Raw genomic sequence first — 12239 nt, 5'->3', positions numbered from 1 at the left:
CAGGTCACCGGAAGGGAGCGGCGAGGAACGCTTCGACCGCGGTTATCCAGACGGTCAGGATGACCGGAGACGCGACGAGCAGGGTGGCGATTGCCCCGAAGGTAATGACCGGCGCACCGACAAAGGCAACCATCAACTGCGGCATCGCCTTGTTGATCGCGCCAAGTGTCAGGTTATAGATCACCGACAGGATGACGAACGGGGCCGCCAGCGTGAAAGCCAGCCCAAAGCTCTGCCCCACGCGATGGCGCCCAGCCTCCGCGATGGCAGCGGGACTCGGGAACTCCATGATCGGCACGATCTCGTAAGACAAGGCAAGAAAGGCCGCCGCCTTCACGTGGTAGCCCGTCGCCATCAACAGCGCGAGCGCGGCCATGGTCAGGATGTGCCCGACGGCCGGCAGCGGGTCCATGCCCGTCTGGCCCAGCAATTGCGACAGCGAAGTCGACTGCGCCGCGATGGCGCCAGCGGTCTGGATGGCAAATATGAACGTCCTGAGCATCAGGCCGAAGAAGAGTCCCGTCAGCGTCTCGGTCACCAGCAGGCGGACAAAGGCGACGAGGTCCGGCGACGGTAGCGTGACGACAGGCAGTACCGCGGGCATCACCACCAGCGTAAGCATGATCGCGACCACCAGTTTCAGCCTCACCGAAACGACCTGTTCGCCAAAAACCGGCAGCACGGCGCAGGCCGCAGCCACGCGCAGGAAAATGGCGAGCCCCGCCCAGAGCGTGCCCCCCATCAGCTCCTGTATGAGCGCAAGGTGCGTCATGCCGCGACCACCCCGACAAGCGCCGGACGCGCTTCAAGGCCGATTTCTTCGAACGACAGCACCGGGTTGGTCAGCCCTTTGGCCACCATTACGGTCCGCAAGAACCGCCTGCGCCGCGCCGAGGTGACCACCGCCGGGAAAATGCCCCGCGTGCCAATATCTCCGATCGTGGTGGCTAGGCCGTTGGTCAGGACTTCGAAGCGGTCCGGCGGCAGGGCCACGTCCAACGCGCCATGGTTGCTTTCCACCTGGTAGGAGAGGAAGGTTTCCTCCCATTCCGGGGCCAGTTGGACCAGCGGGATGGTGCCATCATCGCGGCGCATGTTGGCGACCAACTGAAAGCCAAGTCGTTGGCGGACATGTTCGCAGATCGCTTCCGGCTGAGTCTGTTGGCCGCGCATCTCCGCGATGGTTTCCAGAATAAGCGGCAGGTTGCGGATCGATACCTGTTCATCGAGCAGAAGACGCAGCACCTGCAGCAACGTGTCGATCTGCACCTTGTCCGGGATCAACTCGTCCAGCAGTCGACGGTTCGCTTCCGCTCGGGCGGTATTGGTCAGGGTAACCATTTCGTCCAGAAGGCGACGCAGCGTCTTCAGCGACAGAAGGCGGCCGAAGTTGCGCCGGATGACCTCGAGCAGATGCGTGGCGAGCACTTCGGTCGGGGTAACGATGGTGGCCCCGGTGATGGCCGCCTGTTCCTGATACTCCGGTTTGATCCAACGGGCGGGCGCGCCGTAGACCGGCTCCGTCACATCTTCACCGTTGGGCAACGCTTCGTTGTTGTCCGGCAGGAGCGCCAGCACGAGGTCGGGGTTAAGCGCGCCGCGCGCCATCTCTACCCCATGGATGCGTACCACGTAGGTACCGGTCGGCAGAGACGGCGCGTCGGTGAGGCGGATTTCGGGCAGGATCAGCCCGAAACTGGAGGCGATATGCGTGCGCATGTTGGAAATCCGCACGTCGAGCCCCGTCCCGGGATCAAGCACCATGTTCACCAGATCCGGCGAGAATTCCACGTGGATGTCGTCAAGGTCGAGCACGTCGCCCATTCGGCGGGTTGCGGGTTCCTGCGGTGTTTCATCCTCCGTTGTCGATACCTCTTCCTCCGGAACCTGCTTCGACCGCCACCACGCCATGTAGCCAAGCGCCGCGGCCCCCGCCATGAAGGGAAGGAAGGGTAGGCCCGGCACCAGCGCAAATAGCCCCATCAGGACGCCCACGGTGGCCAGCGCCGCCGGGTGCTTGCCCAGCTGTGTGAGCATTGCCATGTCCGTCGACCCGGTCGCCCCGCCGCGCGCCAGCAGAAGACCCGCCGCAATCGATATGATCACGGCCGGGATCTGGGAAACCAGACCATCACCGACAGTCAGGATCGCGTAAGTCTCCAACGCCTCGCCCAGGGGCATGCCATGCACAGCCGCGCCCATGATCACGCCCATCACGAGGTTCAGCAGCGTAATCAGTAGGCCCGCGACGGCATCGCCCTTCACAAATTTCGACGCACCGTCGAGCGAGCCGAAGAAGGTGGTCTCCTGTTGTTCGATCTCGCGGCGACGCTTTGCCTCGGCGTGGTCGATGGCGCCGGCGGACATATCGGCATCGATCGCCAGCTGTTTGCCCGGCATCCCGTCGAGGGCAAAGCGGGCCGAAACTTCCGCCATGCGGGCGGAGCCCTTGGTAATGACCGCGAAATTCACGATCATCAGCACCCCGAAAACCACGAGGCCGAGGAAAACGCTCCCGCCCATGACGAAATTGGCAAAACCCTGAATGACCTCGCCGGCGGCATGCGTGCCCGTATGACCGTCCCCAATGATCAGCTTCGTCGAGCTGACGTTGAGCGACAGCCGGAGCATGAGAGAGGTCAAGAGAATCGTCGGAAAGGCTGAGAAATCCAGCGGACGCTCGATGAAGAGGGTCACCGTGAAGATCAGGATGGCCAGCCCGAAAGACACGGCGAGACCGATATCGAGAACCCAGGACGGCATCGGCAGGATCATCATCACGATGATCGCCATCAGTGCCAGTGCCAGCAGGATCGTTGGTCTAAAGAATTGCGCGGATTGCAGTTTCATCGTGCCCCCGCGATCATTTCGGCGTACCCGCAAAGGACGTACGCCGCGAGGCGACACGGCTTATCCGCCGGGTTCATAAACCCTTTGCACCCTTTCAGACCTTGGAAAGCCCGGCCGGAAAGGTCTTGGACATAGTGCGGTCGGCAAACCGGGACCGCGCGCCAATTTTGTGCCATTTCTTGGCCTCCCGTACCTGAACCATTCCGCCCAGAACTATGCGAATCTAGTTGAAATTTTATGAGTTTGGGTCAGTCGCCCTCGATGATGCGGGTCGCATCGAGCAAAGCGCGCAGGGTTTGCAGCGATTCCGAACTTTGCTGCGTCAGGCGCTCCGCGTCCTGAAGCGACGGATCGTCCGGGTCAAAGGCGACCTGCTCTTCCTGCACGAGTTGCGCCGCTTGCGAAAAGATGCTGCCGGATTCATCCGCCACTTCAGCCCAGTCGCCAGAAAGCCAGCCGGAGGTCACGGCGGCATCGTTTCGGCCGACATCGTGCAAGAGACTTCCCGCCAGCGCGTGGTCCCCCATCTGGCGCCGGGCCTCCGCGCGCAGGCGGTCCACATCCTTCCCTCTCAGGCCGATCAGGTTGATCTCGGATTCTTCGGGTTTACCCAGATCGAGGAAGGCTTCCGCCTTGATGAGGCGCGCGCGCCTCTCATCCTTGATCCGGTCGATCTGGTTTATATAGCCCAGCGCTGCCTCCGGCATGCCGATGTTGGCGAGGCGGGCGGCAATATCCAGGCTTGTCTTCTCCGCCGCTGCGTCATCGGACCCGAGCGGCCGCACCGGAATGACCAGCTTCAAAAAGGTCAGATCCCCGGCCTTTTCTGTCAGCCGGGTCAGGGCGGCCTGCTTCGTACGGGCAACGACCTCCTCCGGTATGCCGTCAGGGTCGTCGAGTGACTTGAAGACCTGTTCGAAGGCGCCGTTCAGCAGCAACGCGTTCAGATGCGCCTCCCAGAGGACCACGCCCTGGTCGGTGTTACGCATTTCGTTTGTGTAAGCCTCCGCAAGATCGACGATGCGCTGCGGCAACTGGCCATCCGTGGCCTCTGCCAGTCTGACCCGCGCAACGATGGCATCGGCTGTCTCCGGCGTGCCCTTTTCCGACAGCGGTTTCAGCCGTTCAGCCGCCGCTGCGTAATCCCCCTCCGCGAGGTCCATCTGCGCCCGGCCCAGAACCACGCTGTCCGAAACCGTGCCCTCAGTCCGCTCCACGCGCCGGTACAGGTCGCGGGCCGAATTGGTATACCCGGCCTTGGTCAGACGCTCTGCCAGAATGGGGCCGAGAAAGGGCTTCATATGCAGCGGCAGAGCCTCGAAACTGCGCAAGACGGCCTTGTGATCGACCTGGTTGGCGGTATCGATTTCCGGCTCTGACAGGCTGGCCCATAGAGAGACGTACCCTTCGCAGGCTTCCTGCCCCTCGAAGTAGCGCGTCGGATCGGGCGCCCCGTCCACGAGGTAACTGAGCGCCATCAGCGCGGGGTCCGGACGCGAGTCCCCGAGCTTCAACAACGACCGCGCCTCCGCACCAAAGCCGTAGTGTAGCAGGGCCTTGGCGTAACGGACCATCGCCGCCTCATCGATTCTGTCGAACTCGCCGAACAGCGCGGTGCGCCTCTGGGAAAGTACGGCGTTGATATCCGCGTCTTCGGCCACCCAGCCTGCGAGGTCGATGTTCTTGTCACGCTCACAACCATGGCCACCGATCAGGACGTGCCCGCCCTGCATCCTCTGATGCTCGCCCGATGTCAGACCGGCCACCAATTCCTGCGCAAGATCCGCAGTGACTGCGGCGTGGCTCGGTTCTACCGGCTCCGGTTCTGGCGCCAGACCGCCGAACTCCCGCGTGGGAACGGACCGGATCGCGGGATCAAGCAGGCCCGCCGTCGCCGCTGCCGCGAGGTCTGCGGCGATATCGTCGCCAAGCTGCGCGGCGCCTTGTGGGGCGGTTCCCTCCGTCTCGTTCTGCGACCGATCGGCCACTGCGCGGGCGGGCAAGCGCGGCAAAAGCGGATCGGGAACACGACGGGGGCCAACGCCCGGCGTTCCTCCGAGGCGTACCCGGGCTAGGTTCTGGAGCAGAGGGTTCTGGCTATCGGTGGCAGATTGCATCACCTCATCCGGCGGTCCCGCCTGCGGGGCCGGGCCAGCCTGCGCCTCTGATCCGTCACCGCCAGATTCGGCGGCAGTCAGGGTCGTGGCCTCCCCTGGGGCAATGTCGAGAACCAGTAAGTTGTTCCCGTCGGTAAAGGGATCTACCTTGCAGACACAGGCCAAGCTTATCTCCAGAGACCCGTCTGATTGTACAACAAGGTCATCGACCCGCTCGCGGTTGATCCTGCGAAACGCCTGCGATGTGTCGAACTGCACGTCGTTGCCGGATAACGAGAGATTGACGTTTCGGCCCTCCCCCGGTGTCACCGTCCAATCCGCGTCTTCCGGCAGACGAAAGACCAGCCGAGTGAAGTCCCCGTGTTCCCCGCTGCGCACGACTACCGTTTGCGACCACGCCACTCCGGGCAGGAACAACAACCAAGCGAGGATCCAGCGTATCATGCCGCCTCCTGCTTGACCGACTTGAGCGCCTCCTCGAGATCCTCGAAACTTGGGCGGAAATGCCCGGGCGTGTTCTGGCGACCAACCTCGATGCAGATGTTGGTGGCATGGTTGTGCAGGTTGGCGATCAGTACCTCGCGGATGAGGTGGTAAAAATGCATGTCTTCTTCCGCTACGGATTTCACCTTGGCCGCGAAGGGGCCGACGAGGCCGTAGGCCAGAAAGACCCCGAGGAAGGTGCCGACCAGTGCGCCACCGATCAGTTTGCCCAGAACCTCCGGCGGCTGGTCGATGGAGGCCATCGTCTTGATCACGCCCAGAACGGCGGCGACGATACCCAGTGCCGGAAGTGCGTCGGCCATGGACTGCAGCGCATGGCTGGAGTGCTGCGCATGATGCGCCATGGTGTCCAGCCGTTTGTCCAGCACCTCCTCGACCTGGTGAGGGTCGTCGTAATTCATTGAAACCGAGCGCATGGTGTCGCAAATCAGTTCCAGTGAATACTTGTCCGCTAGGATCTTCGGGTACTTGCCGAAGATCGTCGATTCCGACGGCGACTCGATATGTTCCTCGATCGCCACCGGGTTCTGCCGGGCCAGGCGAATCAGCTCGAACAGCAGGCAAAGCAGGTCGCGGTAGTCCTCGTGCTTCCACTTGGCCCCCTTGAAGACCTTGCCGATGTCCTTCAGCGAGTGTTTTACCGTCGCTCCGTCATTGCTGATCATGAAGGCCCCAGCGGCGGCCCCGCCGATCATCATGAACTCGAATGGCAGCGACTTGATGATGATCGCCATCTTCCCGCCCGCGGCGAGATAGCCGCCGAACACCATGGCAAAAAGTACGACGATCCCGATGATTCCGAGCATTCCCGCTCTCCCGATCCTTATCCGGTCTCAGACTGACACCAGCCCCTTAAGAAAGCCTGTTCAGCGTCCTCACATCACGACGAAATCCGCATGCAATGCGCCTGCGGCCTTGATGCTCTTGAGAATGTCGATCATGTCACGCGGGCTCACGCCCAGCGCATTCAGGCCGGCGATGACCTCAGACAGATTGGTGCCGGTCGGAACCTCGGCGAGGCCGATACCCGGCTGCTCTTCGATTGCGGCCCCGGTACGAGGAACCACCACCGTCTCGCCTTCGGCAAAGGGATTCGGCTGAATGACCAGCGGAGCCTCGTCGATCCGAAGGGTGAGCCCCCCCTGCGACACCGCCACGCGGGAGATTCGCACGTCGGCTCCCATCACGATCGTCCCCGAGCGTTGATCCACCACCACACGCGCCCGCCTTTGCGGTTCGACGGCAAGGTTCTCGATTGAGACAATGGCCCGCGCGGGCGATACCGCGCCGGCACGGGCAAGGTCGACCGTTACGGTCCCGGCGTCCATCATCGTGGCGGCACGGCGTCCGAGCGAACGGTTGATGACCTCTTCGATGCGTGCGGCGGTGGTGAAATCCGGTTCCCGCAGCGCAAGCCGCAGGTTCGACAGACTCGAAAAATCGAACGGCACCTCGCGTTCAACCCGGGCGCCCGAGGGGATCACGCCTGCGGTCGGAACGCCCTGGACGACGCGCGCGGCATCGCCGCCCGCCTCGACCCCGCCCGCGATCACCGTCCCCTGCGCCACCGCGTAGATCTGGCCGTCGGCCGCGTTGAGTGGCGTCATGATCAGCGTCCCGCCCAGCAGGCTCTTGGCGTCGCCAATCGCCGAGACCGTGACGTCGATCTGCCCCCCGGTCCGGGCAAAGGGCGGCAGCTTGCTGGTCACAAGCACCGCCGCGACGTTGCGCGGGCGGAACTGTTCGCCCGTCACGTTGACGCCCAGCCGCTCGAGAATGTTCTGCATGATCTCTTCGGTGAACGGCGAATTTCGCAGCCCGTCGCCCGTGCCGTTCAGACCCACGACAAGACCGTAACCCACCAGATCGTTGTATCGGACGCCATCCACCTCCACGAGATCCTTCACCCGGACAGACTGGGCAGAGGCTGGCAGGGCCATTGCGAAAACCATGAAGACGACCGCGAGAAATCTCGACATCAGAGGAACTCCGCAAGGGATAGCCGTTGTGATCGTACCGTGATGGCGTAGAGGCTTTCGAGTTGCGCCCGGATGCTTTCGTAGCGCGAGGCGCTTTCGTATTGGTCCGCCCCGACCAGATCGACGCGCGCCTTGGCCGTGGCCATGCGTTCCGCCGCGTTGCGCGTCTCGGACTCCTCGATCCGGGCCTGCAGCGCGCCTAGGCCCGCCCGCAGTTCCACCACGTTTTGCTGCGCTCCAAGCAGGTCGCGCCCGGACTTCGCCAGCATCTCGACCTGCACATTTTGCGAGAAGCCGAGAGAACTGTCGGTCGCCAGCGTCGCCATGATCAGCGGCTTCAGCACCTCGCGAAAAACCGGATCGGTGGCGCGTATATCGACGTTGGCTGTCTCTGTCTCGCTCAGACGCATGGGGGCCAGCCCGGTGTTGGAGCCTTCGTAGTTCACCGTCTCGAATTGCCCCCCGGCGCCAAAGAACGTGTCCAGCGCGGTATCCACATCCGCCAGCGTCACCGATCCGGCCAGCGCGGTGCGGGCATCATTGAGGATGTCCGACATCACCTGCACAGGGCGCCTGTCGGTGGCCGTGCCGGAGAACAGGAAACGCCCGGCCACGCTGCGGTTCATGCCATTGATGATCTGGCCCAGTGCGTTTTCCGCGTCTTCCGACATCGTCGCCAGAAGCGGGCCGTTCGGCGTCAGCTCGGCAGAGATCAGCGTCTGCGACACGGTTTCCGACCGCGTCTGTATCTCGTCCAGCGTCGTCTGCATCGAGCTGGTCAGAAACGTCGCCTCCGTCACGTTTACCCGGAAGGAATCGAGCCGTTCCAGCGTCCGGTCGATGGCCAGAAGCCCCGTCAGATCGCCGTCGAGGTGCTGTCCGGGATCTTTCTTGAATCCGGTCGAGATCTCGATGGCGAGCAAGTCCATTTCCTCGCGCAGGCGAACCTGATTGTTCCTCAGGACCAGCGCGCGGGACATATCCCCCACAACTTCCATGGCATTGCCTCCTTAGATTGACAGCAGCCGTTCAAACAGACCGTCCACGGTCGAGATGACCTTGGCGTTGGCCGTGTAGTGCTGTTCGACCAGCATCAGCTGCTGCAGTTCATGATCGGTATCGACACCCTTCGAGAGCTCCAGCTCCTTCAGGGTCGTGTTCTGTGCCGTCTGGAACGACAGCGCGTTCTCCGTTCGCACCCTTTCTCCAACCGCCGCCGAAGCGAACTGCGAAGCATGATGGACGAAACTGCGCGCGATGCCTGGCAGGGCGCCTGAGCTGGGCAAGGCCGCAGTGCCGAGAGCATCCGCGATGCCCTGGATCAGAGCCGAGTCGCCGACCTCGCCGGGCGTCGCGGCACCGAGGCCGTCGCGCAGCCTCCAGCTCCCCCCCGATGCGGGTGCGACGAGCGGATTGATGGCGATACGCACGGCCAACCCGGTTTCATTGGTGGCAACGAAAGCGACGCCATTATCGGTGAAAAGCCCCGCGTCGGTCGGACCCAGGGTCGAGTCCGGCCCGCCGGGGCCAAGCCGCTCGATCAGATCCCGTGCGATGCCGTCCAGTTCCGCCTGCCGCGCCACGGCCTCCGTATCGCGGATCTGGAACTGCGCCGCGAGGCTACCCCCGGCAAACAGGCCACCCGACCCGCTCGACACTGGTTTGCCATTCAAAGTCAGCCCGGAGAGCTGCCCACCCGAAAGCGTGGTACTGGCGTCGATCGAACCGGTCGGGGTGAAGCCGACCTCGAAACCGGGGCCGTCCAGAAGCACCCCACCACCGCGGGTAAACAACGCGATATCGCCCCGCGCGCGTTCGACCACGCGGAGGGGTACGATCGAAGAAATCTCGTTCAGGATGGCCTGCCGCTCGTCCAGAATGCTCGCGGTCTCGACGCCCGACACGCCCGCCTTGATCATGACGTCATTGATGCTGTGCAGACGGTCGATGCCCGCATTCAGACGCTCGACCTGGGTGGCGATTGAATCGTCCGCGATCTGCCGCGCTTCCTGCACTTCGGAAGACAGGTTATTTATCGCGGTGGTCAGATCCTGCGCCGTGGTGGCGACCAGTTCCAACCGCTGGGTCGCCGCCGGGTTGGACGCGGCCGAAAGCAGCGCGTTCTCGAAGGCCGTGACCCGGTCCGTGAGGGAGCCCGAGGTACCGGACTCCCCAACGAGATCTTCGATGCGCTTGGCGAAGGCGTGCATGTCGTTGCTGTTCGCCATCCTCGCGTCCGACACCATGCGGTCCGCCAGCAGGACGGGGTCCGTGTGCCGGATCACGCCGGTCGCGAGCACCCCGCCACGGGTGCCGTTGTCGCCCAGGGCACTGACCCCCAGCTCCCGGCGGCCATAGGCCTCGTTCGTGGCGTTCGAAATGTTCGTCGACACGACGTTCGCCGCGCGTGAGTTTACCTTCAGCCCGCCGAAGGCTGTATTCAAAGCACCTGACAGGGACATTCAGTACCCTCCTTGCTTTACCGACGCGGAGGCGTCAGCGCTTGATGTTGGTGGTTTCCTGCAACATCTCGTCGACGGTCTGGATGACCTTCGCGTTCGACGAGTAGGCGCGCTGAGTCTGGATCATGTCGGTCAGTTCCGCCGCCACGTCGGTGGTCGATTCCTCGCGCGCATAGGGAACGATTTCTCCCGTTGGGCCGTCACCTGCGTCCCACAGGAAGAAGCTGCCGCTTTCGGCCGAGGGCTGGAACACCTGGTTGTTCAGCGCGATCATGCCATTCGGGTTCGGGACGTCGACCAGCGGGATCTGGAAAATCACGGAGGTGATGCCGGTGTCGAAGAACGCATAAACCAGCCCGCTTTCGTCCACCTCTACCGACGTCATGTTGCCCGCCGGCGAGCCGTTCTTTGCGATGTTGAGCGGCGCAAAGCTGTCGGAACGCTGCGTGAGGCCCCCGTTCGTGAATAACTGGCCGATCGTCAGTTCGATCGGTCCGCCCGCTGCAGTAACGATGATGGAGCCCGCGACGGGATCGTAGGTACCGCCTGAGGAAATCGGTGCACTGACAGAGGCCAGGGTACCCCCGGCACCGGGCGTATTGTCGAAGATGATCGTGTAATCGCCAATGACCGCCCCGCCACTCGCCGAATCCGTGATCTCGACGGTCCACTCGTTGGAGGACCCGGAGCCGGGAACAGTCGGCGTGAACGAGACGTTTAGCGCCTCGGACCGACCGAGGTTGTCGAAGTATTCGACAGGCAGATCCAGCGCCGCTCCGGAAGCGCCGGCAGTCGTCTCCGTCGCGGGGAGGTTTACACCCAGCGTGATCGCCGTGGTCGGTTCGCTCAGGTACTGGTTCAGGGCGATCTGGATCGGCTGGAGGCTGGCAGAGGTATCGCGGGCGAAGGTCGGGATGGAACTGTCCGCATTCGCGGGCCAGCCGAGCAACATCAGCCCCGAGTCCGTCCGGAGGTATCCTTCGGCATCAAGCCGGAAAGATGCGGTCGTGGTCATGTACATTTGAGGATTGCCGTTCCCCGCCAGCACTTCGGTCGCTTGCGCGACTGGCAGGAAGCCCGTACCCCGTACGGCAAGATCCGTCGCATTGTTTGTCGTGACCAGTGCGCCGTGTTCGGATATCAGCCGGTTCGTCGTGGTTCTCACGCCGCCCGCCGTGTAGGTCCCTGTGCTGCCGGAGGTCACCATCGCTGAAAATTCTGCCTCCACACGCTTGTAGCCCCGTGTGGATGAATTCGCGATGTTGTCGGAAATTGTCGCCAGGCGCGTGGCGTTGGACGAGAGACCCGCCACACCTGCGTTTAGAGAAGATGAGATCGTCATGACACGCCTTTCTGCTGTCTCGCTCAAATTTCGAGACAACTGATAAGGCCTTACGGTTACCGCCCCCCTAACAGCTAAAATACGATCCAAAGACGCGGCATTGCTATGAACGCGTCAGAGGTTCCTCAGAAAAATCACCTCGATCCTGTTGTTGCGCACGTTCATCGGGTTGGCATGGGCCGGCTCCCGGTCAGCATGGGCCGTGATCCGTTCAATCCTACGGCCCGGCACACCGTCTGCGGTCAGCAGTTCCCGAAAGGCAGAGGCGCGCATCCCCGAGACGTCCCATGCGGGATCCCGCGCGAGAACCCGGGGAAATGCCGCCGTGTGTCCCTCGATCGCCATGGGATTCGAGACCACCTCCGACGCGCGGGCAAGCACCAGGGCCAGATCTTCCAGAAGGGCGGTCGGGATCGCGTTGCCAGTGAACAGGGGAGCGTTCGGCGTCTCGAAGATTTCGATCACCAACCCCTCGTCAGTGACACGTGTGACGATGTGGTCCAAAAGCTCGTCGGCAACCATGCTCTCGCCGCCGCGGCCCATGAGCATGTCCTCGACTTCCCTGAACTCTTCCTCGGCGGAGGCGGAATCCTCGCCGCTGTCGCCCTGGCTATAGGTGCCGGTCTCGCCGTTGGCCTTCGCAGGGTTCAGGCTCGTGGATCCCGAGCCCATCCGGGGCAGCGTGTTCTCTGCAAAGACGGAACTGCCGCCAAGCGCCCCGTTGCCGCCGCCGGACACCTTCGCGATCGCGATCGTCGGCGTGAAGTAATCCGCGATCCCCTTGCGCTGCTTTTCCGTGGTCGCGTTCAGAAGCCACATCAGCAGGAAAAACGCCATCATCGCGGTCACGAAGTCCGCATAGGCCACCTTCCACGCGCCGCCATGGTGTCCCTCACCACCGGACACCTTCTTGCGCTTGATGATGATAGGCGCAAGTTCACCCTCGCCAGCCATCCCTTACCCACCTTTTCTCCCACCGGGGGTC

At 63.1% G+C, this 12239-nt stretch carries 9 protein-coding genes; all 9 read right to left on the bottom strand.

Going from position 1 to position 12239, the window contains the following annotated elements:
* Positions 1-4: 4 nt before the first annotated feature.
* The 9 genes from J5474_RS12640 to J5474_RS12600 all read right to left on the bottom strand — a co-directional run bounded on the left by J5474_RS12640 (position 5) and on the right by J5474_RS12600 (position 12208).
* Complete coding sequence (locus J5474_RS12640) at positions 5-772, bottom strand: flagellar biosynthetic protein FliR (protein WP_209361270.1); 768 nt, start codon at positions 770-772, stop codon at positions 5-7.
* Complete coding sequence (gene flhA / locus J5474_RS12635) at positions 769-2850, bottom strand: flagellar biosynthesis protein FlhA (protein ID WP_209361269.1); 2082 nt, start codon at positions 2848-2850, stop codon at positions 769-771. Before flhA ends, J5474_RS12640 begins: the two co-directional genes overlap by 4 nt.
* A 248-nt stretch (positions 2851-3098) precedes the next feature.
* Complete coding sequence (locus tag J5474_RS12630; protein ID WP_209361268.1) at positions 3099-5411, bottom strand: hypothetical protein; 2313 nt, start codon at positions 5409-5411, stop codon at positions 3099-3101.
* On the bottom strand, positions 5408-6277 hold the full coding sequence (motA, locus tag J5474_RS12625) for a flagellar motor stator protein MotA (RefSeq protein ID WP_209361267.1): 870 nt from the start codon (positions 6275-6277) through the stop codon (positions 5408-5410). Before motA ends, J5474_RS12630 begins: the two co-directional genes overlap by 4 nt.
* A gap of 69 nt (positions 6278-6346) precedes the next feature.
* The gene (locus J5474_RS12620) at positions 6347-7450 is read right to left on the bottom strand and encodes a flagellar basal body P-ring protein FlgI (protein WP_209361266.1); all 1104 of its coding nucleotides are present in this window, start codon (positions 7448-7450) and stop codon (positions 6347-6349) included.
* Complete coding sequence (locus tag J5474_RS12615; RefSeq protein ID WP_209361265.1) at positions 7450-8448, bottom strand: flagellin; 999 nt, start codon at positions 8446-8448, stop codon at positions 7450-7452. Before J5474_RS12615 ends, J5474_RS12620 begins: the two co-directional genes overlap by 1 nt.
* A 12-nt stretch (positions 8449-8460) precedes the next feature.
* The gene (flgK, locus tag J5474_RS12610; protein ID WP_209361264.1) at positions 8461-9912 is read right to left on the bottom strand and encodes a flagellar hook-associated protein FlgK; all 1452 of its coding nucleotides are present in this window, start codon (positions 9910-9912) and stop codon (positions 8461-8463) included.
* Positions 9913-9946: 34 nt separating this feature from the next.
* Positions 9947-11254, bottom strand: a complete 1308-nt coding sequence (locus J5474_RS12605) for a flagellar hook protein FlgE (RefSeq protein WP_209361263.1) — start codon at positions 11252-11254, stop codon at positions 9947-9949.
* A gap of 114 nt (positions 11255-11368) precedes the next feature.
* On the bottom strand, positions 11369-12208 hold the full coding sequence (locus tag J5474_RS12600; RefSeq protein ID WP_209361262.1) for a flagellar motor protein MotB: 840 nt from the start codon (positions 12206-12208) through the stop codon (positions 11369-11371).
* Between the last annotated feature and the right edge of the window lie 31 nt (positions 12209-12239).

Source organism: Sagittula salina, assembly GCF_017813235.1.
Lineage (GTDB): Bacteria > Pseudomonadota > Alphaproteobacteria > Rhodobacterales > Rhodobacteraceae > Sagittula > Sagittula salina.
The sequence above is the reverse complement of the archived record's forward strand: the minus strand, read 5'-3'. Positions and strand labels throughout refer to the sequence as shown.